Annotated in this window: 19 protein-coding genes; 13 read left to right on the top strand and 6 right to left on the bottom strand. The window is 61.3% G+C overall.

Annotated features, from left to right (window positions below; genetic code table 11):
- Positions 1–191 precede the first annotated feature (191 nt).
- Complete coding sequence (locus tag Q4S41_RS01815) at positions 192–1,109, top strand: TerB family tellurite resistance protein (RefSeq protein WP_305029423.1); 918 nt, start codon at positions 192–194, stop codon at positions 1,107–1,109.
- A 75-nt stretch (positions 1,110–1,184) separates the two neighbouring features.
- Here the strand turns inward: Q4S41_RS01815 and Q4S41_RS01810 are convergent, their stop codons facing one another.
- Both Q4S41_RS01810 and Q4S41_RS01805 read right to left on the bottom strand, forming a co-directional pair.
- A complete protein-coding gene (locus Q4S41_RS01810; protein WP_305029422.1) occupies positions 1,185–2,303 on the bottom strand; it encodes a mechanosensitive ion channel family protein in 1,119 nt (372 codons plus the stop codon).
- 143 nt (positions 2,304–2,446) lie between these two features.
- A complete protein-coding gene (locus tag Q4S41_RS01805) occupies positions 2,447–3,709 on the bottom strand; it encodes an ABC transporter permease (RefSeq protein ID WP_305029421.1) in 1,263 nt (420 codons plus the stop codon).
- A 260-nt stretch (positions 3,710–3,969) separates the two neighbouring features.
- Between Q4S41_RS01805 and queA the strand changes: the two genes are divergently transcribed.
- The 3 genes from queA to Q4S41_RS01790 all read left to right on the top strand — a co-directional run bounded on the left by queA (position 3,970) and on the right by Q4S41_RS01790 (position 6,748).
- Positions 3,970–5,019, top strand: coding sequence for a tRNA preQ1(34) S-adenosylmethionine ribosyltransferase-isomerase QueA (queA, locus tag Q4S41_RS01800; RefSeq protein WP_305009841.1), 1,050 nt, complete (start codon positions 3,970–3,972; stop codon positions 5,017–5,019).
- A gap of 83 nt (positions 5,020–5,102) precedes the next feature.
- Positions 5,103–5,828, top strand: coding sequence for a 2-C-methyl-D-erythritol 4-phosphate cytidylyltransferase (locus Q4S41_RS01795; RefSeq protein ID WP_305029420.1), 726 nt, complete (start codon positions 5,103–5,105; stop codon positions 5,826–5,828).
- Positions 5,829–5,947: 119 nt separating this feature from the next.
- Positions 5,948–6,748 (top strand): enoyl-CoA hydratase-related protein, encoded by an 801-nt coding sequence (locus tag Q4S41_RS01790; protein WP_305029419.1) that lies wholly within the window; start codon positions 5,948–5,950, stop codon positions 6,746–6,748.
- A 113-nt stretch (positions 6,749–6,861) separates the two neighbouring features.
- Here the strand turns inward: Q4S41_RS01790 and Q4S41_RS01785 are convergent, their stop codons facing one another.
- Positions 6,862–7,707, bottom strand: a complete 846-nt coding sequence (locus tag Q4S41_RS01785; protein ID WP_305029418.1) for a hypothetical protein — start codon at positions 7,705–7,707, stop codon at positions 6,862–6,864.
- 180 nt (positions 7,708–7,887) lie between these two features.
- On the opposite strand from Q4S41_RS01785, the gene Q4S41_RS01780 reads away from it, so the two are divergent.
- Positions 7,888–8,499, top strand: coding sequence for a DUF4142 domain-containing protein (locus tag Q4S41_RS01780; RefSeq protein WP_305029417.1), 612 nt, complete (start codon positions 7,888–7,890; stop codon positions 8,497–8,499).
- 62 nt (positions 8,500–8,561) lie between these two features.
- A complete protein-coding gene (locus tag Q4S41_RS01775; RefSeq protein ID WP_305029416.1) occupies positions 8,562–9,164 on the top strand; it encodes a DUF4142 domain-containing protein in 603 nt (200 codons plus the stop codon).
- Positions 9,165–9,355: 191 nt separating this feature from the next.
- Here Q4S41_RS01775 and Q4S41_RS01770 read toward each other — a convergent pair whose 3' ends face one another.
- Both Q4S41_RS01770 and uvrA read right to left on the bottom strand, forming a co-directional pair.
- A complete protein-coding gene (locus Q4S41_RS01770) occupies positions 9,356–9,787 on the bottom strand; it encodes a hypothetical protein (protein WP_305029415.1) in 432 nt (143 codons plus the stop codon).
- A gap of 67 nt (positions 9,788–9,854) precedes the next feature.
- A complete protein-coding gene (gene uvrA / locus Q4S41_RS01765) occupies positions 9,855–12,905 on the bottom strand; it encodes an excinuclease ABC subunit UvrA (protein ID WP_305029414.1) in 3,051 nt (1,016 codons plus the stop codon).
- A gap of 302 nt (positions 12,906–13,207) precedes the next feature.
- On the opposite strand from uvrA, the gene Q4S41_RS01760 reads away from it, so the two are divergent.
- The 7 genes from Q4S41_RS01760 to Q4S41_RS01730 all read left to right on the top strand — a co-directional run bounded on the left by Q4S41_RS01760 (position 13,208) and on the right by Q4S41_RS01730 (position 21,039).
- Positions 13,208–13,951 (top strand): hypothetical protein, encoded by a 744-nt coding sequence (locus tag Q4S41_RS01760; protein ID WP_305029413.1) that lies wholly within the window; start codon positions 13,208–13,210, stop codon positions 13,949–13,951.
- Positions 13,952–14,049: 98 nt separating this feature from the next.
- Complete coding sequence (locus Q4S41_RS01755) at positions 14,050–14,496, top strand: hypothetical protein (protein WP_305029412.1); 447 nt, start codon at positions 14,050–14,052, stop codon at positions 14,494–14,496.
- A gap of 120 nt (positions 14,497–14,616) precedes the next feature.
- Positions 14,617–15,135 (top strand): hypothetical protein, encoded by a 519-nt coding sequence (locus tag Q4S41_RS01750; protein WP_305029411.1) that lies wholly within the window; start codon positions 14,617–14,619, stop codon positions 15,133–15,135.
- Positions 15,136–15,425: 290 nt separating this feature from the next.
- A complete protein-coding gene (locus Q4S41_RS01745; RefSeq protein ID WP_305029410.1) occupies positions 15,426–16,706 on the top strand; it encodes an alginate O-acetyltransferase AlgX-related protein in 1,281 nt (426 codons plus the stop codon).
- A gap of 171 nt (positions 16,707–16,877) precedes the next feature.
- The gene (locus Q4S41_RS01740) at positions 16,878–18,308 is read left to right on the top strand and encodes an MBOAT family O-acyltransferase (protein ID WP_305029409.1); all 1,431 of its coding nucleotides are present in this window, start codon (positions 16,878–16,880) and stop codon (positions 18,306–18,308) included.
- Between the two features lie 38 nt (positions 18,309–18,346).
- Entirely contained in the window at positions 18,347–19,654 is a 1,308-nt protein-coding gene (locus tag Q4S41_RS01735; RefSeq protein WP_305029408.1) for an alginate O-acetyltransferase AlgX-related protein, read from the top strand.
- A 41-nt stretch (positions 19,655–19,695) separates the two neighbouring features.
- Positions 19,696–21,039 carry an alginate O-acetyltransferase AlgX-related protein gene (locus Q4S41_RS01730; RefSeq protein WP_305029407.1) on the top strand — a complete coding sequence of 448 codons (1,344 nt, stop codon included), beginning with the start codon at positions 19,696–19,698 and terminating at the stop codon, positions 21,037–21,039.
- 75 nt (positions 21,040–21,114) lie between these two features.
- On the opposite strand, the gene asnS is transcribed toward Q4S41_RS01730, so the two are convergent.
- A complete protein-coding gene (gene asnS / locus Q4S41_RS01725) occupies positions 21,115–22,509 on the bottom strand; it encodes an asparagine--tRNA ligase (protein ID WP_305029406.1) in 1,395 nt (464 codons plus the stop codon).
- Between the last annotated feature and the right edge of the window lie 164 nt (positions 22,510–22,673).

The raw sequence follows: 22,673 nt of genomic DNA, 5'->3' as shown, positions 1-22,673 counted from the left end.
TCCTGATTTAAGCGCCAGAATTTTCTGTCAAAAGCGGCCCTCACGGGGCAATAACTTCATTTTCAGGGCCAGAAAATTTACGCCCACCGCGCAAAAAAATCCGTCCGAGTCTCTGGTTGCCGTCAAGCAACGTATTCGGGCGCCTCCCGTTAAGCCATCGAATATTCCACTCAACCAACCTTTCTTTCCCTATGGACGCGCAACTCCTCCAGAACTACTCCGAACCAGAGAAAACCGCTTACCTGAGCGCCATCGCCAGCCTCGCCACTGCCGACCGCCAGGCCTCGGGCGCCGAAACCCAGTTTCTGCAGGCGCTGGCCCAGCAGGCCGGCCTCTCAGGTGGCGCCACGCAGCAAGTGCTGGCCGCCGCCCAGGATGCCAACAACCAAAGCATCCAGCAAAACCTCGACGCCCTGAAAGGCAGCGACCTGCGCTTCTCGCTCGTGACTGACCTCATCAGCTTCGCCCGCGCCGATGGCGCCTACGCCAACGACGAGGAGGCCATGATTGGCAAGATGGCGCAGTACCTGGGCATCAATCCGGAGCAGAAGCAGGCCCTGGAAACGGTGGTCGACCAGGCCGCTACCGTGGCCCACGACCCGCAGGACCCCGCCAAAGAAGGCTTCTTCAGCCGAATCGGCGACAAGCTCTCCAGCGTGGGCATCCCCAAAAGCGCCCTGATGACGGGCCTGCTCGGCGTGGTGGCCCCCATGGTGATTTCGCGCGTGATGAGCGGAGGCAGCCAGAATTCCGGCAACTACGGCAGCCAGAGCAGCGGCGGCGGGCTGCTGGGCGGCCTGGGTGGCGGCGGTAGCCTGGGCGGCCTGCTGGGCGGCGCAGCCCACAGCGGCCTGGGTGGCATGCTAGGCGGTTTGCTCGGCGGTGGCATGCTAGGCGGCCTCATGGGCGGCGGCAACTCGCAAGCCGACCTGCCGCAGCAGGGCTCGGCCATTGGCAGCGGCGGCCTGGGCTCGATGATGTCCATCCTTGGCGGCCTGGGTGGCCGGCCCAATTCGCAGCCGGCCAGCGCGGGCGGCGGCGGCCTCGGTGGTTTGCTTGGCGGTAGCAGCCTGGGCGGCATGCTCGGCGGCTTGTTCGGCGGGCGCTAGGAATAGTTTCTAAACCCTTGCTTAAAGAAAAAGGCTGCTCAATCGAGTGGCCTTTTTCTTTACCAAGCATAAGGCTTAAACCTTACCGGCCACGGGCGGTGCCACAACTGGCGTGCCCGCAAACGTGCCGCCGTGCTGCTCCACCACTTCCACGATGCGGTAATTGAGGTCTTCCTTCACGTCGAGGTACTCGTCGTAGCTCGTGGTATCGACGAAGTACTGCACGGTTACTTCGCGGCCAGCGGGCGTGAGGGCGTTGAATTTCATCTGCACGTCCTGCGTCACGAGCGGGTGGGCTTGCATGGCCGTTATCGCGCCGGCAATGATTTCGTGGAGCTGGGCGCTGGTGGTTTTTTGGTCGAAGATGAGCGTGAAGCCCACGCGGCGCGAGGTGCGGAGCGAGAGGTTGTCGAGGGGCTTGTCAATCATGCTTTTGTTGGGCACGGTCACGTAGCTTTTCTCGGCGGTGCGCAGGCGGGTGCTGCGGAACCCGATTTTCTCCACGGTGCCGCTCACGTCGCCAGCCGTCACGAGGTCGCCCACGCCAAAGGGCTGGTCGAGGAAGATAGTGAAGGAAGCAATGAGGTTTTCGAGGCTTTCCTTGGCCGCGAAAGCCACCGCCAGCCCGCCAATGCCGAGGCCGCCAATCAGGGCCGTCACGTTCACGTTGAACACTTCGCCCAACACCACCAGCACGCCGATGATGATGATGAGCACCTTCAGCAAATCCTTGGCGAAAGGCAGAAACTGGTTGTCGAGTCGCGTGGCGCCGGCCGTCTGGCGCAGCTCGTTGCGGCGCTGCACCACCAGCAAAGCAAAATCGACCAGCCGCAACACCACCCAGGTAATGGTGAGGATGACCCCCAGCAGAAACGCCCGCAGCAGCGCCACCTTGGGCCAGGGCTCAACGCCGGGCACTGCATTGGGCGGCAAGGGATAGCGCAACACGCCAAACGCCAGGTACACCGTGAACAGCAGCAGCAGCACCGACAGCGGCTGAATCAGCAGCTCGTGCAGTTCCTGCTCGGTCACGCCCGCCGTGTAGCGCTTGGTGAGGCGAAAGAGCACTTTGCTCAGCAGCCGCGACAGCAGCCGCCGCAACGCTGCACCCACCAGCAGAATGAAGGCCGCCAACAGGTATTGGCCCAGAGAATTACCCAGAATTTCGTAGTTCAGAAAAGAAGGAAGCGCCATCAAGCAGGAAAATGGTTGTGCCGTAGAGACGCATAATTACGCCTTGATGTTGAGCTGGCACAGTTAAAGCGCCGCAAACGCCACAAATTAAAGAACGTCATGCAGCGCGCTGCATGACGTTCCTTTTGTTTGGTTTCCGGCTCCTACTTGGCCCTGATGGCTATCACCGGGTCCAGATTGGCCGCCACGGCTGCGGGCACAATGCCGGCCACCACCCCAATGGCCACCGAAATGAGCAGGCCCAGCACGATGCGGGCCGTGGTCATGGTGAGCGGTAAGGCATCCTGCGGAATGGTGGTGACGAGCCAGACCAGGAAAATGCCCGCGCCACCGCCAATGAGGCACAGGCAAATGGCTTCGAACAGGAATTGGAACAGGATGAAGAAGTTTTTGGCCCCCAACGACTTCTGAATACCGATAATGTTGGTGCGCTCCCGCACCGACACGAACATGATGTTGGCAATGCCGAAGCCGCCTACCAGCGTGGCCAGGCCGCCAATCATGGCCCCAATCACGCCGATACGGCTGAAAAGGGTGCCTATCACGGAGGCAATCATTTCGGGCCGGTTCAAGGCGAAGTTGTCTTCCTCGCGGGGCTTGAGGCCGCGGATGTTGCGCATCACGCCCTGCATTTCGTACTCCAAATCGAGCAGGCCCGCGTCCTCGTCGCGGCCCTTCACGGCGATGGACACGCTGGGACCACCGCCTTTGCCGGTGGTGCTTACGGAAAGCAGCTTGGCGAATAAGTTAAACGGGATGATGCAGTTGGCGTCGTTGCTGGATATGGTGAGCAGCTTTTTGCCCTCCTTTTCCATCACGCCGATGATGGTGAACGTGCGGCCACGCGCCTTGAACTCCCGGCCCAGGGCGCTGCCGCTGGGAAACAGGTTTTCGGCGATGGTGGCGCCGATGATGGCCACCGGCCGGCCGGCGTCCATTTCCTGCGTGGTGAAATAGCGGCCTTCCTTGAGCGGCACGTTGCTCACGATACGGAAATCGTAGGTCACGCCCTGCAGCACGCAGTCAGCCACCGAGTTGGAGCCGGCTTTGAGCGTATTGCCGCTGTTGGCGGCGAACATGGCTACGCCTTTATTATTGGGCCCGAGCTGCCGGCGCAGCTGCTGGAACTCGCGCGGCGTGGGGTTGGGGCGGTTGAAATATTTCCACCAGGGCGAATCGGGCGAAAAAATAAACGGCCATTTCTGGACGTAAATAATTTTGTCGCCCACAAAATCGAGGCTGCTGCGGATGTTGCTTTCCAGCGAATCGACGACGGTGAAGACGGCGATGATAGAAAAAATGCCCACCGTGACACCCAGCAGCGACAGTATCGTGCGCAACAAATTGGCCTTTAAGGCATCCAGGGCGAATCGAAAGCTTTCGAAGACGAGACGGAGCGTGAGCATAGGATAAGGGTGAGGTGCAGAAAAAAGCGGCGGTGCGCCGGTGGCACCTGCAAAAGTGCACCGGATAACTTTTGCCAACGGCGGCAGTTTCTCGTAAAGCTTGTTTACAAGTTCAAAAGACGGGAAAGCGCGGGGAAGTTGCTGACGATGAAAGCACGCCCCGCCTTCGGAGTATTCACCAAAAAATGGATACTCCGAGAAAAAGCCGTACTTTTGCCTCCCCAAAATTCCGTATATTCCCCCAATCCTGCCCTATGGCGATGAAATTGCATGAGTTCAAGTTCGAACTCCCCGAGGAGCTGGTGGCCATGCACCCGGCCCGCAACCGCGACGAAAGCCGCCTGATGGTGGTGCACCGCGCCACCGGCCAAATTGAGCACCGCAACTTTAAAGATATTCTCGATTATTTTAACGAGGGCGACGTTTTGGTGTTCAACGACACCAAAGTTTTCCCGGCCCGCCTCTACGGCAACAAAGAAAAAACCGGCGCCAAAATTGAGGTTTTCCTGCTGCGCGAGCTGAACAAGGAGCTGCGCCTGTGGGACGTGCTGGTGGACCCCGCCCGCAAAATCCGCGTCGGCAACAAGCTGTACTTCGGCGAATCGGACATGGTGGCCGAGGTAATTGACAATACGACTTCGCGCGGCCGCACCATCAAATTCCTGTTTGATGGCACCGACGAGGAGTTCCGCAAGGCGCTCTACGAACTGGGCGAAACCCCGATTCCGAAAGAGGTTATCAACCGCGAAACCGAGCCCGCCGACAAGGAGCGGTACCAGACCATCTACGCCGAGCACATTGGCGCGGTGGCGGCCCCGTCGGCCGGCCTGCACTTCACCCGCGAGGTGATGAAGCGCATGGAAATCAAGGGCGTGGAGCCGGCGTTTGTGACGCTGCACGTGGGCCTGGGCACTTTCCGCACGGTGGATGTGGAAGACCTGACCAAGCACAAGATGGACTCCGAGAACTTCATCGTGACGGCCCCGGCCTGCGAGGTGGTGAATAAGGCCCTCGATGCCAAGAAGAAGGTGTGCGCCGTGGGCACCACCACCATCCGCGCCATGGAGGCGTCGGTGTCGGCCAATGCCCGCATGAAGCCCACCCAGGGCTGGATTGACCGGTTCATCTTCCCGCCCCACGATTTCAAAATCGCCAATTGCATGCTCACCAACCTGCACATGCCGGAGAGCACGCTCATCATGCTGGCAGCGGCCTTCGCCGGCTACCCGCTGCTGATGGAAGCCTACAAGCAAGCCATTGCCGAGAAGTATAAGTTCTTCAGCTACGGCGACGCGATGCTGATTCTGTAAGGATTCAAGCAGCTAGCTTTTCAGAACGCCGGAATTCCTCAGCAGGAGTTCCGGCGTTCTTTTTTATACAGAACTTCGCGCCGATGAAAACCCCTACCCTTCCCCGGCAAGCGCCCGGGCTTCCTAGTCCCCACGCACCCCGGCTGGCCATCCTCGTGGCGGGCGGCAGCGGCACCCGCATGGGCTCCGACTGCCCCAAGCAGTTCCTATTGCTGCGCGGCGAGCCCGTGCTGCTGCACACGCTGCGCCGCTTTGCCGAGCCGGCGCTGGGCGTGCGCGAAATTGTGGTGGTGCTGCCCGCCGACCAGTTGGATATCTGGCAGGGGCTGTGCGCGCAGTTCAGCGTGGATATTCCGCACCGGCTGGTGGCGGGCGGGGCCACGCGCTGGGCCTCGGTGAAGGCCGGCTTGGCTGGGCTGAGTGCTCATGCCGAAGGCCTCGTAGCCGTGCACGATGGGGTGCGCCCGCTGGTGTCGCGCCAGGTGGTGGAGCGCACCTACGCGGCCGCCGCTACCCATGCTGCCGCCGCCGCCGCCGTGATGCCGAAGGATTCGGTGCGGCTGGTGTCGCAGCACGGCTCGGCCGCGCAAAACCGCAGCCGCCTGCGCCTGATGCAGACGCCCCAGACGTTTGAAATCGACCTGTTGCGCCGCGCCTACGCCATGCCGGAGCTGGCTTCGTTTACCGATGATGCCACGGTGGTGGATGACTTGTGCCGTGTACAATTGGTGGACGGTGACTACCGCAATCTGAAAATCACGACGCCGGAGGATTTAATAATAGCCGAGGCGTTGCTTGGCGGGGCGTAACGCGACCGCAAGAACGCATGCTTCGCTGCGAGCTGCATGACGTTCTTGCGTTTGATTTATCAACCTACCACTCCGCCAACTCACCGTTCCACCAATTCCCAATCCCACCAATTCACCAAATGACCTATACCAGCCTGCTCTACGACGTGCGCCCCGACGGCGTGGCCACCATCACCCTGAACCGCCCGGAGGTGTTCAACGCCTTCAATGACCCGATGAGCTACGAGCTGCAGGACGCCCTGAAGCAGGTGGCGCGCGATGCTGCCGTGCGGGCCGTGGTGCTCACGGGCGCCGGCCGGGCCTTCTGCTCGGGCCAGGACTTGAAAGCGGCGCAGGAAGCCGCCGCGGCCGAAGGCAAGCCCCGCTCCTTCTACGACTCGCTGCACCAGCGCTACAACCCCATCATCCGGGCCATGCGCGGGCTGCCGAAGCCGATTATTGGGCGCCTTAACGGCGTGGCGGCGGGCGCGGGCTGCTCGCTGGCACTGGCCTGCGATGCCATCATTGCCAGCAGCGAGGCTTCGCTGATTGAAGTTTTTATCAACATCGGGCTGGTGCCGGATTCGGGCTCGTCGTGGTTTTTGCCGCGGCTGGTGGGCACGCTCAAGGCCTTCGAGCTGTGCAGCCTGGGCTCGAAAGTTCCGGCCGAGGAAGCGTTGCGGCTGGGGCTGGTGAACCAGGTGGTGGCGCCCGAGCAGCTCGACGAGGCCACCTATGCGCTGGCCGGCCGCTACGCCTCGGCCCCCACTAAGTCTATCGGCCTCATCAAGCAGATGCTGAACAAGGCCGGCGCTTCTACGCTGGACGAGATGCTTGACTACGAAGCCCATTGCCAACAGATTGCCGGTGAATCGGCGGACTACTTGGAGGGCGTGAAAGCGTTTAGTGAGAAGCGCAAGCCGGTATTCACCGGGAAATAGAACACCGCCGGCTGGTTTTTCCAGCCCATGCTGACCGCAAATGAAAAGAGCCGTCTTAATCGGGACGGCTCTTTTGTTTGCAGCAGGAAACCGTTGGGCCGAAGCCCGATGGCCTAGCGCAGGGTGATGGTGCGGGTGCGGCCGTTCACGGTCACGCTGGCAATACGGTCGCAGTCGTGGGTGCCGCTGGGGTCGTAGTTGAGCAGCAGGGTTTTGCCGTTGGTATTGCTGATGCTGACGGTGCCCTGCACGAAGTATTTGAAACAGTCGCCGCGCTTGATGAGGGGCGACTGGATGGTGGTGGTGTAGCTTACGTTGTTGCGGTTGGTGCCAGCCGAAGAGCCGGTTACACTAAACACGTCGTCGGAATACTGGGGCGTGCCGTAGCCGGCCGTCTGGGTAAAGGTCCAGCTGGCGGTCCAGGAGTGGGTGCCGCCGTTGTTGGCCCGGATGATGCTGGCGTTGGTGACATCGACCGAGAACGAGCCCTGGCCCAGGTCGGTGAAGGTGCGGGTGGCGGTGTGCTGGTTGTTGTTCACAAAGTAGTTGGTGCGGGTGACCACGGCACCGGCGCGGCGGGTGAGCACGTCGGTGGTGAAGCGCACCAGAATCTGGCCGCGGCGGTAGCGGCCGTCGGGGCACAGGCAGTCGGTGGGGCCGAAATCGATGGTGAGCGTGCGGGCGTTGTAGTCGTAGGTGCGGGTGGCGCAGGCGCCGAAGCGGGCGTGGAACTCCAGTTCGGTGGTGGCGAAAGCTGAGCCCTGGACGTTGGGGTCGGCGGGGCCGGCCAGCTTGGCATCGGAGCTCACGGCGGTTTCGATGTTGTCCTCGCTGCGGTCTTCGGCGGTGGTGATGTCGTCGGGGGCGGCGTCATCGGTTTTGCGGTTGCAGCCGGTGGTGAGGAGCAGGCCGCTGGCCAGGCAGGCCAACGTCAGGGAGCGGAGCGAAAAGGTACGCATGGCGAAGATTGAAAATATAACGATGTTAGAAGATGTACTGCGTTTGTGGCCGGTTGGAAGCCGCTTCCCGGTTCAGGTTTAACACGGTTTCAAAAAAATGCCTAAATCCTTGAAGAACCCACTTCCCAAGCCCGCGTATAGCTGGCCAACTTACGTCTTATTCTCAAAAAACCACTTGCCATGCGCCTTTCGCTGAATATTTTGCCTCCCATACGGGGGCTGTTGCTGGGCCTGGCGGTCCTGCCGCTGGCGGTGGCGTGCTCCCCGAATGGCAGCGGCGACCCAGACGCCGTGAAAGATGCCACGGCCCTGAACGAGCACAAAATTGCCGATGCCGACATCACCAAAAAGCAGGAGGCCGACGCGGAATTTCTGGTGCGGGCCACCAGCAATGCGCTGCTGGAAGTCGAGCTGGGCAAGCTGGCCCAGACCCGGGCCACGGCGCCGGCCGTGCGCGCCTTCGGCACGGCGGCGGTGCAGAGCCGCCTCGACCTGCTGGCCACCCTGCGCACCCTGGCCGCGGCCAAGCAGCTGGCCGTGCCCTCGGCCCTCGGCGATGACGAGCAGAGCGCCTACCACGAGGCCAGCACCCAAACCGGCAGCCAGCTCGACAAGCGCGTAATGGCTCTGCTCGTAAAAATCCAGAAGCAGGACGAAGATGCCTTCGACGACATGAAGGACGACGCCTACGACGGCGACATCCGCGCGCTGGCCGCCAAGTACTACCCGCCGATTGACGAGCAGCTGGACGCCGCCAAAGAGGCTGCTGACGCGGCGGATAAGCTGCCGTAGCTGCTTCAGCATTTGTTCATGTACCTATTGTCATTTTAGCTTTTCACCAACCCGATTTCTTCATGAAACGCTCTTTCATCACCCTGTTCAGCGCCGCTACGGTGCTTTTGGCGGCTGCCGGCTGCAACTCCAACGACTCCGTGAAGGAGGCCCAGAAAACCAATGAAGTGAAAGCCGACAGCACCACGGCCAACGACGCCGTGGGCAAAGTGGAGAAAAAAGGAATGGACTACGACTCCGAGTTCATGACCAAGGCCGCCAGCGGCGGCATGCTCGAAGTGGAAATGGGCAAGCAGGTGCTGGCCCGCGCCATCACGCCGGAAGCCAAGAAATACGCCCAGCAAATGGTGGACGACCACACCAAGGGCAACGCCGAACTAATGGCCCTGGCCGCCAAGAAGAACATCACCCTGCCCACCACCCTCGGCGACGAGCACGCGAAAGTGCTGAAAGACGTGACCGAAGAGAAAGGCGTGAAAATGGACCAGGAATACATGAAGGAAATGCTCAAGGACCACGAGGAAGACGTGAAGGAGTACACCGACGCCTCCATCAAAGCCTCCGACCCCGACATCAAAGCCTTCGCCGCCAAAACCGTCCCGATGCTGAAAATGCACCTCGACATGGTGACCAAAATGAAGGGAGCCGTCGACGCTGCGAAATAGCCTCCTGCCTCTGCCCGCATCGGGCAAAGCCGTTGAACCTGAAAGCTTTCATCGGCAAGCGCTGCCCGTGGTGCAGCAGCATCTGGGCCTGGCCCAGAAGTCGGCGGACATGAAGATGCAGGCTATGAGCCCCTGCTTACTTATTACAAAAACGCCGCTACAGATGCTGTAGCGGCGTTTTTGGCAATAGCCTATCTGGCCGGGCCCACGGCCACGGCCTCCCATTGCAACTCATAAGAATCGCAACGCAGGGCATTGATATTCATGCGGAAGCGGCCTTTGGCGGTTTTGCCAGTAATCTGCCCGCCGAAATCAAAGCACCACGCCGTGGCCCCGCCGTTCGGCGGCTCGCAGAGGCGGCCCGAAATGGTGCCGTTGCTCACGGCGTATGTGCCTTTGGTGGGGCCGGCGGCGCGCTGCTGCTCCAGCTTGCCGCCGCAACGCCAGTAGCCTTTGAAGGTGAGGTTACTTACGGTTTTGCCATCGGGCGCCAGCACAAAGCTCAGGCTGTCGCCCTTCATGCCGTTGAGGATTTTGGCTTTGAACAGAGTGCCCGCTGCGGGTGCTTTAGGCGGAATGCCGGCACTCAGGGCCAGCAGCGGAATCAATACAAGAGCGCGCATAAGCAGAAATGAAAAGAGGCCGGAAAAATAAATTTTTCCGGCCTCTTTCGCAACTACCTAATTATTTCTATGCCGTGGCGTACTTGCTCGTGCGCAGTTCCTCGGCCAAAAACCGCGCCGTGTGGCCCTTGCCGGCCTTGGCCACCTGCTCAGGGGTGCCCTGGGCCACGATGGTGCCGCCGCCCGCGCCGCCCTCGGGGCCAATGTCGATGACGTGGTCGGCCACTTTAATCAGGTCGAGGTTGTGCTCGATGATGAGGACGGTGTTGCCTTTGTCGGCCAGTTTCTGGAGCACGTCGGCGAGGTGGTTGATATCCTCGAAGTGCAGGCCGGTGGTGGGCTCGTCGAGGATATAGAAGGTCTTGCCGGTGTCCTTTTTGCTGAGCTCGGTGGCCAGCTTCACGCGCTGGGCTTCGCCGCCCGAAAGCGTGGTGGCCTGCTGGCCCAGCGTGAGGTAGCCGAGGCCTACTTCGTTCAAGGTCTTAATTTTGCGCAGGATGCGAGGCTGAAACTCGAAGAACTCCACGGCCTTCTCCACGGTCATGTCGAGGATATCGGTGATGGACTTGCCTTTGAAGCGCACTTCCAGCGTTTCGCGGTTGTAGCGGCGGCCCTTGCAGGTTTCGCAGGGCACGTGCACGTCGGGCAGGAAGTTCATCTCGATGGTGCGGATGCCGGCGCCCTCGCAGGTTTCGCAACGCCCGCCCTTCACGTTGAAGGAGAACCGGCCGGGGCCGTAGCCGCGAATTTTCGCCTCCGCCATCTCGCCAAACAGCTGGCGAATTTCGGTGAACACGCCGGTGTAGGTGGCGGGGTTCGAGCGCGGCGTACGGCCGATGGGCGACTGGTCCACCTCAATCACCTTGTCCACCAAATCAAGCCCTTCGATGCTGCCGTAGGCCAGCGGCTCCTTTTTGGCGTTGAAGAAATGCTGGTTGAGAATGGGATACAGCGTGTCGTGGATGAGTGTGGATTTGCCCGAGCCTGACACGCCCGTGACGGCCACCAGCTTGCCCAGCGGCACTTTCAGGGTCACGTTTTTGAGGTTGTTGCCCTTCGCGCCTTTCAGCACCAGCTCGGTGCCTTCGCCCTTACGCTTCTTCTTTTGCAGCTCGATGTGCTTCTGCCCGCTGAGGTACTGCGAGGTAAGCGAGCCGGAGTTGAAAATCTCCTGCGGCGTGCCCGAGGCCACGATGTGGCCGCCGTGGATGCCCGCGCCGGGCCCAATATCCAACACATGGTCGGCGTTGAGAATCATGTCCTTGTCGTGCTCCACCACAATGACGGAGTTGCCGATGTCGCGCAAGTGCTGCAAGGCCTTGATAAGCCGCTCGTTGTCGCGCTGATGCAGGCCGATGCTGGGCTCGTCCATGATGTAAAGCACGCCCACGAGTTGGGTACCAATCTGGGTGGCGAGGCGGATGCGCTGGCTTTCGCCGCCGCTCAGCGTGCGCACCGGGCGGTGCAGGTTCAGGTAATCTAGGCCCACCTCAAGCAGGAAGCCGATGCGCTTGCGGATTTCCTTCAGCAGTTCGCGGGCGATGACGTTCTGGCGCTCCGTGAGGCGGCTTTCCAGCCCTTCAAACCAGCCGGCCAGCTCGTTCAAATCCATCACCGATAGCTCGCCGATGTGCTTGCCGTCCATCTTGAAGTGCAGGCTTTCCTTTTTGAGGCGGTAGCCCTGGCACTCGGGGCAGGGCTGGGCCTGCGCGTATTGTGCAATCCACTCCCGAATGTTGTCCGATTCCGAATCCATCTGCCGGCGCAGGAAGGGAATAATGCCCTCAAATGGCTCTGTGAACGTACCCTTGCCACTATCGGCCTCGTCCTCTGAGATGCCGTGCAGCAAGCGCTTCAGCAGCTCCTCGGGCAGCTTTTCAATTGGCGTGTTCAGCGTTGCCTTGTTCTTCTTGAGAATGAGCTGGAGCTGCTGGAAAATCCAGATGTCGCGGTACTCGCCCAGCGGCGCGATTCCGCCCCGGCTGATGCTCAGCTTGCGGTCGGGCAGCACGGCTTCCTCCGTGATTTCCTGCACCTCGCCCAGGCCGTTGCAGGTAGGGCAGGCGCCGTAGGGCGAGTTAAAGGAAAAGGTGTTGGGCGCCGGGTCGTCGTAAGCAATGCCGGTCGTCGGGTCCATCAAAAAGCGCGAGAAGAACTGCGGCGTTGCTTTTTTGGCATCGGGGTCGAGCACCAGCATGGTGCCTTTGCCGTGCGTGAGGGCATTCTGCACCGAGCCGCTGAGGCGGAACCGGTCCTCTTCCTTCACCAGCAGGCGGTCAATCACGATTTCGATGTCGTGGATTTTGTAGCGGTCCACCTGCATCTTGGCGGTGATGTCGAGGATTTCGCCATCGACGCGCACTTTAGTGAAGCCCAGCTTGGCAATCTTCTGAAAATCTTCGCGGTAATGGCCCTTGCGGCCCTTCACCACCGGCGCCAGCACCACGAGCTTTTTGCCGTCGAAGTGCTTGAGGATGTAGTTGATAATCTGGTCGTCCGACTGCCGAATCATCTTCTTGCCCGTAGCGTAGCTGAAAGCCTCAGCGGTGCGGGCGTAGAGCAGGCGCAGGAAATCATAGATTTCGGTGATGGTGCCTACCGTGGAGCGCGGGTTGCGCGAGGTGGTTTTCTGCTCGATGCTGATAACCGGCGACAGGCCCTCAATCTTGTCCACGTCGGGCCGCTCCAGCCCGCCCATAAATGAGCGGGCATAGGCCGAAAACGTCTCCATATACCGCCGCTGTCCCTCGGCATAAATAGTATCGAAAGCCAGACTCGACTTGCCCGAGCCCGAGATGCCCGTGAACACCACCAGTCGGTTGCGCGGAATCTGAACCGACACGTTCTTCAGGTTGTGCTCGCGGGCGCCGTACACTTCAATGTATTGCGCCTCGGGGTGCTGCGAGGCGTGGGCCGAACCGTTCGGCGAAGTGGGCGGCAGCGTCTCAGGCGTCTGGTGCTGGAGGGCCACGGCCACGCTGGCCGGGTTGGGCTGGGAGGCCGCCGCAGCCGCCGGTTCGGTGAGGGTGCCGGCCAGTTGCTTTTTCAGCGGAGCAGCAGCGGTTTTCGGCGGTTTTGGAGCTTTAGCAGCCGGGGTAGCAGTTGATTTTTTGGCCATTCAGGAACGCAGCGAATAAGTGCGTAAAGGTACGTAGAAGGGGCGCCGAAGGCTAATGCGAAAGGCATATTTGCCAGTTGCGTTAGCCGGCGCAGGGCTGGGGGCGTCGGTGCACAACAACAAGGCTGCCGCATTTGTCCCCGGCTTTCGGAGAGAAAACCAACGGGCGACGTTTTGGGGTGCTTGGGCGATGTTTTCTGAGGCTGAAGCTACTATTCTGAGCAGCTTGGCACTTGCCTTGCATCTATTGAGGAGCAGCGCCGTTAGTGGCCTGTTAGTCTTTTTTCAATCAATCCATTATCATGAAACCCCTCGCAAGATTCTTTGGCGCGGCCCTGGTGGGCGCGTTTGCCCTGTTGGCCACGCCGGCCGCCCAGGCGCAGGTGGGGGTGAATATTAATATCGGCGCACCGGCCTGGGGCCCGCAGGTCCCCTACGGCACGCAGTATTACTACATCCCCGAAATTGATGGGTACTACGACCTCTACAACCAGCAATACATCGTGTTTCAGGACGGCTACTGGGTGCCGCTGCCACAGCTCTACGGCTACGACCCCTACCAGTTCCACCCGGTGATTGTGGACTACCGCGGCCCGCAGCCCTGGCTTCAGGTGAATTATTACCGCCAGCGCTACGCCTACCAGCCCTACCGCAGCTACGGCCCCGGCTATAGCAGCTACGGCTACAACGGCTACGGCGGCTACAATGGGCACGGCGGCTACAACGGCTATGGCGGTGGCTACAGCCGCCCGCGCACCGTGTATTCAACCGGCCGCAACTACAATGACCACGACCGCGACGACCGCGGCGGCTACCGCGGCAACGACAACCGCGGGGGCGGCCAGTACCCCGGCGGTGGCGGGGGCTACAACCCGCCCCGCGGCAACCAGCAGCCCCAGCAACCGCAGGGCGGCGGCTACAACCCCGGCCAGAGCCAGGGCAACCACGGCGGCTTTGGCGGCGGCCAGGGCCAACCGGGCGGTGGCAACGGCGGCGGACGTGGCAATGGCGGCGGCGGCCACGGCGGCGGACGGGGCCGCGGCTAAACGTCCGGCAACCAACCTACCCACTGCCAAAGTAGTATACAGCACCCGGCGCTACTTGCGTGGCACCGGGTGCTTTTTTTTCACTTGACAACCTTCCCATGAAACTGCTTCCCACCCTGTTTTGCGCCGCCTTGTTCGGAGGCGCCACGCTGGCCGCCGCGCCGGCCGCCCAGGCTCAGATTAACGTCAACATCAACACGGCGCCGCCCGTGGTGGTGGGCGCCCCGGCCGATGCCCAGTACTACTACGTGCCCGAAATCAACGGCTACTACGATGTGCCGGCCCGCCGCTACCTGGTGCAGCGCAACGGCAAATGGACGCGCCTGGAGCGCATCGACGGCTACGACCCGCGCAACTTTCACCCGCAGTACATCGAGTACCGCGGCGCTGAGCCCTGGACCTACCGGGGCGGCAACCCCCACGGCCTGCCGCCCGGCCAGGCCAAGAAAATGTACCGCGATGACCGCGACCACGACGGTGGCCGCCGCGACAATGACGACCGTGATGACCACGGCAAAGGCCATGGCAAGGGCAAAAAGCACTAGCCTACAGCTCGTCTCCTGACCAGGCCCCGCCCCATCAGGGCGGGGCTTTTTGGTGGCGGTTGGGTTTGGCACCTTCCTTGCCATTTACCCGCATCGGTTTCGCTTATTTTTCAGTCAGCCATGAATTTCCCCTCCCGCATTATTTGCACGGCTCTGCTTGGCGCGCTGGCGCTGGCCGCCGCCCCCGCCGCCCGGGCCCAGGTCAATGTGAACATCAACACCGCGCCGCCGGCCTGGGGGCCGCCCGTGCCGCAGGGCACGCAGTTCTACTACATCCCCGAGATTGACGGCTATTACGACCTGTATGCCCAGCAATACATCGTGTTTCAGAACGGGCAGTGGGTGGCGCTGCCGGCCCTGAACGGCTATGACCCCTATGCCTTCCACCCGGTGGTGCTCGACTACCGCGGCCGCCAACCGTGGGTGTACGTGGGCGCCCACCGCGACCGGTACCCGCGCCGCGTGGTAGTAGTGCAGCCGCGCCCCGTGGTAGTACGGCCCCGCCCCGTAATAATAAACCGTGGCCTGCCGCCCGGCCAGGCCAAAAAGCTATACCGCGAAGGCTACCGCGAGGGCCGCTACGACGACAACCGGGGCAATGGCAATGGCAACGGCCACAGCCGCGGCCGGCGCGACTAACCAAAATGGCCCGACCACGCCAGCATTTTCTGCTGGCGTGAATAAATTTGAGGCTGCCCAAATGGGCAGCTTCTTTTTTGCGCCATGGTTTTTGGCAGTACGCTGTTTCTCTGCTGCTTTTTCTGCCCAGGCCGTGCTGTTAGCTCTCAGCATCAGCCACATGCCGGGCAGTACATTCAAGCCGCTCATCTGCTTCCGATTCTGACGAGCGGAGACTTCTGCCATCTTCTTCACTTTCGCGTCCGGTGCTGCTATTTGTTAAACGGGTACTGCTAGGCTTGTTCTTAGTTATGGTGCTGCTCCCGGTGGTGCAGGCCGACTTTCCCTTCTTCCGGGAGAAGCCGTTGGGCGGCGCCTATACGTTTTCCGCAAGGCCGTCTTTCTCCTGGGCCGGGCTGCGCGGCAATACCTTCCAGGACAGTTTGCAACGATATCTGGAAGACCGGCTAGGGTTTCGCCCATCCCTCATCCGACTGCGCAATCAAGTGGATTTTTCGCTGTTTCGCGTCGTCAATTCTCCAGGCATTGTGGTTGGCCATCACGGGGTGCTGTTCGAAACGCGTCAGCTGCAGAGCTACCTGGGCAAAGACCGGCTGCCCGAAGACGCAGTGCGCGTCCAGGTGCGCCGCTTCCGGATAGTGCAACGCGACCTGGCGCGGCGCGGCGTGCAGCTGCTGTTCGTGATGGCGCCCAACAAAGCCCGCTTTCAGCCCGAAAACCTGCCGGAGCACTGGCAGCAAACGCCGGGCACCGTCACCAATTACGACTTGTACCGGCAGGCGCTGCAGGCCGATACCGTGGCCGTGCTGGATTTTGTGCCGCTGATGGCCCGGTGGAAGAAGACCTCGCCCTATCCGCTTTTTGCCACCGGCGGCACCCACTGGAGCGGCTACGGCAGCGCCCTGGCAGCCGATACGCTGCTGCGCCGCCTCGCGCAGATGGGCGGCGTGCGCTTCCCTGGCGTCCGCACGGTGGGCCGGCCGCTCATCGTGCGCGCCGCCGATTCGCTGCCCGGCAACGACTACGACCTGGGCGGCACGCTGAACCTGTTGAAGGAAACGGAAAACACGCCCCTCGCCTACCCCCAATTGGCCTTCGACGCCGCTAAACCCGGCCAGACCCAGCCGCCGGCGCTGTTTATCGCCGACAGCTTTATCTGGGGCCTCTGCCAGTTTGCACCCTTTCTGGGAAATGCCTTTTCCGACGATACCCGCTATTGGTACTACGGCAAAGACGTGCACAAACCCGACCAAGCCCTCACGCCCGTGGAGGTGGTGAGCTACGGGACTGACTTGCGGCGGCAGTTGGAATCGCGCCGGTTCATCGTCCTACTTGTGACCGAGCACAACCTGGTGAAGCAGGAATTTGACTTCACCAATCAAGTTTACCAGCTCTACCACCCGCTCACAGCAGCCGACAGCGCGGCTATTGACCAGCTAACCCAAAAGCTGATGGCGGAGGAGCTCACCCAGCATCCCGATTCGGCCTGGGCGAGGCAGGCAAAAGGCGGGGATGCCTACTTGGAACAAATGCGCAGAAAGGCCGAAGCCGTTTACCAAAACCAGCTTTAAACCGACACTGAAAGCCCGGGGCGCCCGCAGCCCGGGCCAATGCCGACGGGCGGCGCAGTGCCGAAACGGCGGGCATCGGGATAACCGACGAGGGCGGCGGCGGGCACGCTTATTTAGGCTCAACGTTGCACAGGGCCTTATCTTTAACGCGGTTTATTCTTTCCCTTCGCCATGGTTTTTAGCAGTACGCTGTTTCTCTTCTACTTTCTGCCCGGGTTTCTGCTCCTCTACTTCGCGGTGCCCGCGCGCCTCAAAAACGTGGTGGCGCTGGTGGGCAGCCTGATTTTTTACGCCTGGGGCGGGCTCAACTTTCTGGCCCTATTCCTGGCCTCGGTGGTGCTCAATTTCGTGCTCATCCGCTTCATGGATGCCACGCCAGAACGGTGGAAACAGCGCATCTTTCTCATCCTGAGCATCATTCTCAACGTGGGGATGCTGTTCTACTTCAAGTACGCCAACTTTTTTCTGGACAATGCCAGCGCCGTGCGCGCCTACTTCGGCGGCCCGCCCCTGACGTGGGAGAAGGTGGTGCTGCCCATCGGCATCTCGTTTTTCACCTTCGAAAAGCTCACCTACACCATCGACGTGTACCGGGGCGTGAACAAACCGCTGAAGTCGTTCTGGGATTTCATGCTCTACATCATGCTGTTCCCGAAGATGATAGCCGGGCCCATTGTGCGCTTCCACGAAATTGCGGGCCAGCTCACCGACCGCCGCGCCTTCGACACCGTGGACCAGAAACTGGCCGGCTTGTTCCGCTTCGTCATCGGCCTAGCCAAGAAAGTCCTCATTGCCAACGTGCTGGGCCAGCAGGCCGACAACATTTTCAACATGGAGCCCGCCGCGCTGGGCACTGCCCAGGCCTGGCTGGGCGCGCTGGCCTACACCTTTCAGATTTACTTCGACTTCTCGGGCTACTCCGACATGGCCATCGGCATCGGCCGGATGATGGGTTTTCAATTTCCCGAAAACTTCAACAACCCCTACGTGTCGCGCTCCATCACCGAGTTCTGGCAGCGCTGGCACATCACGCTGGGCCGCTGGATGCGCGACTACCTCTACATCCCGCTGGGCGGCAACCGCGTGCACCCCAGCCGCCTCTACGTCAACCTCTGGACGGTGTTCATCCTCTCCGGCTTCTGGCACGGCGCGGCCTGGAATTTCATTGCCTGGGGCGCTTTCCACGGCTTTTTTCTGATTCTGGACCGACTGTTTCTGCTGCGCATTTACAAGAAAATCGGGGCGCTGAGCATCATCCCTACCTTCCTCATCACGGTGGTGGGTTGGGTGCTGTTTCGGGCCGAAACCTTGACGCAGGCGTTGGTCTACGCCAAAACCATGTTTGGGCAAGGGCTGGCGCCCGACGCGGTGCTGCCGCAGTTCACCCGCGAGTTCTGGTTTACGATGGGGCTGGCGGCGGTGGCGTCGTTCGCGGCGGCCGTGCCGCCCGTGGAGCGCTGGGAGCTGGGCACGCTGGCCAAGGGCCACTTTTCGCTGCGCAGCGCCGTGGGCTTCTCGTTGGGCACGGCCGTGCTGCTCATTCTGAGCCTCAGCTACATTGTGGGCAGCTCGTTCAACCCGTTCATCTACTTCCGCTTTTAGCGCGCAATGGTCACGTTTTCTGACCTTTCCCTTCCGTCGTGACGCTATTCATTAAACGCCTCTTGCTACTGGGACTTCTGGCCATCGTGCTGGTGCCGGTGCTTCAGACGCGGTTCACCTTCGTGAAGGAGAAACCGCTGGGCGGCGCTTTCACGGTGGCGCCCAAGCCGGAGTTTTCGTGGGATGCCCTACGCGACAACACTTACCAGCCCGCGCTGGAGAAGCACCTCGAAGACTCCATCGGGTTCCGGGCCCTGTTTATTCGGCTGCGCAACCAGCTGGCCTTCTCGATTTTTCGGGTTCCGCATTCCGGCGGCATAATCGTGGGCCGGAATGATGTCCTGTTTGGGTTCGAGTACCTGGGCGCCTACGCGGGCAAAAACCTGATGCCCGAAGACGAAATCCGGTTCCGCGTGCATCGGCTGCGGACGATTCAGCAATTGTTGGCCGAGCGGGGCATCCAGCTGCTGTATGTCATTGCGCCGAACAAAGCGCGGTTTGAACCGGAAAACCTGCCGGATGAATGGCGCGCGGCGCCCGGAGTCGTCACGAACTACGAGCTATTTGTGCGCCACATGCAGGAAGAGCACCTCAATCTGCTGGATTGCACGGCGCTGTTTGCTCAGTGGAAGCATACCAAGCCCTACCCGCTCTACCCCCGCAACGGCACGCACTGGAGCGGCTACGGCGCCAGCCTGGCCGCCGACTCGCTCATGCGGCGCATTGCCAGCCTGACGGGCACCACCCTGCCCGCCGTGCACGTGCTGGGCCCGCCGAAGCTGGTGTACCACACCGACTCGCTGCGCTCGACCGACAACGACCTGGGCGAAACCCTGAACCTGCTGCGCGAACGCGACGCCCGGCCCATGGCCTACCCGCGCCTGGCGTTCGACGCGCCGCGCCCGGACCAGCCGCTTCCTTCGGTGCTGTTCGTGAGCGACAGCTTTGTGTGGGGGCTCATGCAATTTTCGCCCTTCGTGCAGAAGCAGCTGGCGCCCGACACGCGGGTGTGGTTCTACAATCAGAGCGTGTACATGCCCGACTCGGTGTATCATAAAACCGGGGAGCAAGCCGGCGACCTCGATTTGCGCAAGGAAATAGAATCGCGCAAAGCCATTGTGCTGCTGTTTACTGAGCACAACATGACGGAACAGGAATACGGATTCACGGAACGCCTGTACCGCCTGTACCACCCGGTCACGAACGCCGAACACGACGCCGTGGTCAAGCTGGCCGCGGAGCTCACCAAGCAAGCCTCGTGGGAAGAAGCCAGCAAAGACCCCGACAATTTCCCGCTGCTGATGCAGATAAAGGCGCAAGCCATCTACGACCGTCAAATGCACTAACTGGCAACGCCACGACGCACTTCTTTTTTCAATTGGTTACAATGGGCACTACAACGCCTTCGGTAAAAGTTGCTAACAAATGGGGCAAGCACCTGCTGCTCGGCTTTTTGCTGTGCCTGCTGGTGCTGCCGGCCCTGCAAGCCTCCCTAGAATGGGTGCCGGTGGGTCCGCTCGGCGGTTTTTTCGACCCCGCCCCGCCCACGCCCGAGCTCAGCTGGCAAACGCTGAGCGACAACTCGTACCAGCAGCAGATGGAGAAGCATCTGGAAATGACGGCTGGCTTCCGGAACTGGCTGCTGCGCCTGCGCAACCAGGTGGCATTCACGCTCTTCAACCAGTCGCGGGCGCCCAGCCTCATCATCGGCAAAAACAACGAGTTCTTCGGCTCGAACTCCGTAGATGCCTACTTTGGGCGCGATGTGAAAGGCGAAGAAGACCTCAAGTTCCGCTGCAAGCGGCTGCGGCGCGTGCAGGATTCGCTGCAGGCGCACGGCACGCAGCTGCTCATTGTGCTGGCGCCGGGCAAGGCCCGCACCCTGGCCGCGGAGCTGCCCGATTCCTGCGACCTCAGCAAGGTGCCCTACCTCACCAACTACGGCATTGCGCGCGACGGCTGCCTGGCCAACGGCGTGAACCTGCTGGACGCAGCCCAGCTCATGGCGCGCTGGCAGGACACCACCCATTACCCGCTGTTTCCGCGCGGCGGGGTGCACTGGAGCGGCTACGCGGTGTCGCTGATGGCTGATACGCTGTTTCGCCGCGTGGAGCACCTCACCCACCTCGACCTGCCCGACTTTGCCAGCCACGGCCGCACGGTGGCCACCCGCGTGCAGGACCTGCGCTTCACCGACAACGACCTGCAGGAACTCTTCAACCTGATGGTGGACGTGCCGCCCTACCCCGTGGCTTATCCCAACGTGGTATTTGGGCCGGAAACCGGCAAAAAACGGGTGAATGCCCTGATTATCGGCGACAGCTTCGCCCAAAGCTTCTACGGCTTCTACCCCTACTACGACAAGCTGCTCACGCCCGACTCGCGCTACTGGTCGTCCAACAAGCAGGTGTTCTGGCCCGAGAAAGTGCCGGAATCGACCACCGTGCACGACCTGGACCTGGCCCAGCAGCTGGCCCCGCGCGACGTGGTGATTTTCATTTGCACCGAGCAGAATCTGCAGCAATTCGGCTTTGGCTTTATCGAGGACGCGTTCAACCGCTTTTGCCCGCGCACGGCCCAGGACCTGGCGCGCATCGCGGCCATCGAAAACGACATCCGCAAAAACGCCGATTGGCTGGCCAAGCTCACCAGCCAGGCCGAGGCCGCGCACGAAGACGTGAACATGGTGATTCACAACAACGCCATTTACATGCAGGACCGGGAGCGGTAAACCCTGTGTAGCCCAAACGCAAAACGGCGACTCCAGATGGAGCCGCCGTTTTGCTTTAATGGCATTTTTGACCCTTTAGAACGCCGCATTTTTGGGGTAGCGCGGGAAGGGAATCACGTCGCGGATGTTGCTCATACCGGTCACGAACAGCACGAGGCGTTCGAAGCCCAGGCCGAAGCCGGCGTGCGGCGCGGTGCCGAAGCGGCGGGTGTCGAGGTACCAGTCGAGGTCTTCGGTGGGCACGTGCATCTCGGCCATGCGAGTGGTGAGCTTGGTATAGTCCTCCTCGCGCTGCGAGCCGCCGATGATTTCGCCAATGCCGGGAAACAGCACGTCCATGGCGCGCACGGTGCGGCCGTCCTCGTCCAGCTTCATGTAGAAAGCCTTGATTTCCTTCGGGTAGTTGGTGAGAATGACGGGCTTCTTGAAGTGCTTCTCCACCAGGTACCGCTCGTGCTCCGACTGCAAATCGGTGCCCCAATCGACGGGAAATTCAAACTTCTGCTTGGCCGATTTCAGGATTTCCACGGCCTCGGTGTAGGTGAGGCGCTGGAAGGCGTTATCCACCACGAAGTTGAGGCGCGTGAGCAGCTCCTTGTCGTACTGGTCGTTGAGGAACTGCAGGTCGTCGGCGCAGTTGGCCAGCGCATACTTCACCAGGCTTTGGAGGAAATCCTCGGCTAGGTCCATGTTTTCTTCGAGCTCGTTGAAGGCCACTTCGGGTTCAATCATCCAGAACTCGGCCAGGTGGCGGGCGGTGTTGGAGTTTTCGGCCCGAAACGTGGGGCCGAAGGTGTAGATGCTGCCCAGCGCCATGGCCGCCAATTCGCCTTCGAGCTGGCCCGACACGGTGAGGTTGGTTTGCTTGCCGAAAAAGTCCTGGGTGAAGTCCACGGAGCCGTCTTCGGTGCGGGGCGGGTGCTCGGGCGGCAGCGTGGTGACGCGAAACATCTGGCCGGCGCCCTCGGCATCGGAGCCGGTGATGATGGGCGTGTGGACGTAGTAGAAGCCGTGGCGGTTGAAATAGTCGTGGATGGCGAAGGCCAGCGCGTGGCGCACGCGCAGCACCGCCCCGAAGGTGTTGGTGCGCGGACGCAGGTGGGCGATGTCGCGCAGGTGCTCCAGCGAGGTGGCTTTCTTTTGCAGCGGGTAGGCTTCGGCATCGGCCACGCCCAGCACGGTCACCTCGGTGGCCTGGATTTCGACGGCCTGGCCCTTGCCCTGCGAGGCCACCAGCGTGCCGCGAATGGCCACGGCGGCGCCGTTGCTCACGTCCTTGAGGCTTTCCTCGGGGAATTTCTCCGCATCGGCCACCGCCTGGATGGTGTGGAGGGTGGAGCCGTCGTTGACGATGATGAACTGGACGTATTTGTTGCCGCGGCGGGAGCGAACCCAGCCTTTGACGAGAACTTCGCGGTCGAGGTCCTGGCTGGCCAGAAGTTCTTTGACGGTGGACCGTTTGAGGGACATAACTTGCGGGGGAAGCGGATTGTAAGAGGGCAAAGGTAGGGCCATTGAGGTGTAGCGCGGACTTTTAGTCCGCGAGCACCACGCACATCGACTCGCGGACTAAAAGTCCGCGCTACCGCTACATCAACTTTTCATGCCAAACTTTAGTAAAAATGCCCGTCGGC

The sequence above is a fragment of the Hymenobacter convexus genome (assembly GCF_030580955.1).
In the GTDB taxonomy this organism is placed as follows: Bacteria; Bacteroidota; Bacteroidia; order Cytophagales; family Hymenobacteraceae; genus Hymenobacter.
Note: the sequence above shows the minus strand (reverse complement) of the source record. Positions and strands in the feature narration are given on the sequence as shown.

Excerpts from the sequence above, each read along its gene's own strand:
- Q4S41_RS01780 (WP_305029417.1), top strand. The coding sequence starts at position 7,888 with ATGCGCCTTTCGCTGAATATTTTGCCTCCCATACGGGGGCTGTTGCTG.
- uvrA (WP_305029414.1), bottom strand. The coding sequence starts at position 12,905 with ATGGCCAAAAAATCAACTGCTACCCCGGCTGCTAAAGCTCCAAAACCG.
- Q4S41_RS01795 (WP_305029420.1), top strand. The coding sequence starts at position 5,103 with ATGAAAACCCCTACCCTTCCCCGGCAAGCGCCCGGGCTTCCTAGTCCC.
- asnS (WP_305029406.1), bottom strand. The coding sequence starts at position 22,509 with ATGTCCCTCAAACGGTCCACCGTCAAAGAACTTCTGGCCAGCCAGGAC.
- Q4S41_RS01745 (WP_305029410.1), top strand. The coding sequence starts at position 15,426 with ATGGTGCTGCTCCCGGTGGTGCAGGCCGACTTTCCCTTCTTCCGGGAG.
- Q4S41_RS01785 (WP_305029418.1), bottom strand. The coding sequence starts at position 7,707 with ATGCGTACCTTTTCGCTCCGCTCCCTGACGTTGGCCTGCCTGGCCAGC.
- Q4S41_RS01770 (WP_305029415.1), bottom strand. The coding sequence starts at position 9,787 with ATGCGCGCTCTTGTATTGATTCCGCTGCTGGCCCTGAGTGCCGGCATT.
- Q4S41_RS01790 (WP_305029419.1), top strand. The coding sequence starts at position 5,948 with ATGACCTATACCAGCCTGCTCTACGACGTGCGCCCCGACGGCGTGGCC.
- Q4S41_RS01730 (WP_305029407.1), top strand. The coding sequence starts at position 19,696 with ATGGGCACTACAACGCCTTCGGTAAAAGTTGCTAACAAATGGGGCAAG.
- Q4S41_RS01740 (WP_305029409.1), top strand. The coding sequence starts at position 16,878 with ATGGTTTTTAGCAGTACGCTGTTTCTCTTCTACTTTCTGCCCGGGTTT.
- Q4S41_RS01755 (WP_305029412.1), top strand. The coding sequence starts at position 14,050 with ATGAAACTGCTTCCCACCCTGTTTTGCGCCGCCTTGTTCGGAGGCGCC.
- Q4S41_RS01815 (WP_305029423.1), top strand. The coding sequence starts at position 192 with ATGGACGCGCAACTCCTCCAGAACTACTCCGAACCAGAGAAAACCGCT.
- Q4S41_RS01810 (WP_305029422.1), bottom strand. The coding sequence starts at position 2,303 with ATGGCGCTTCCTTCTTTTCTGAACTACGAAATTCTGGGTAATTCTCTG.
- Q4S41_RS01805 (WP_305029421.1), bottom strand. The coding sequence starts at position 3,709 with ATGCTCACGCTCCGTCTCGTCTTCGAAAGCTTTCGATTCGCCCTGGAT.
- queA (WP_305009841.1), top strand. The coding sequence starts at position 3,970 with ATGAAATTGCATGAGTTCAAGTTCGAACTCCCCGAGGAGCTGGTGGCC.
- Q4S41_RS01760 (WP_305029413.1), top strand. The coding sequence starts at position 13,208 with ATGAAACCCCTCGCAAGATTCTTTGGCGCGGCCCTGGTGGGCGCGTTT.
- Q4S41_RS01775 (WP_305029416.1), top strand. The coding sequence starts at position 8,562 with ATGAAACGCTCTTTCATCACCCTGTTCAGCGCCGCTACGGTGCTTTTG.
- Q4S41_RS01750 (WP_305029411.1), top strand. The coding sequence starts at position 14,617 with ATGAATTTCCCCTCCCGCATTATTTGCACGGCTCTGCTTGGCGCGCTG.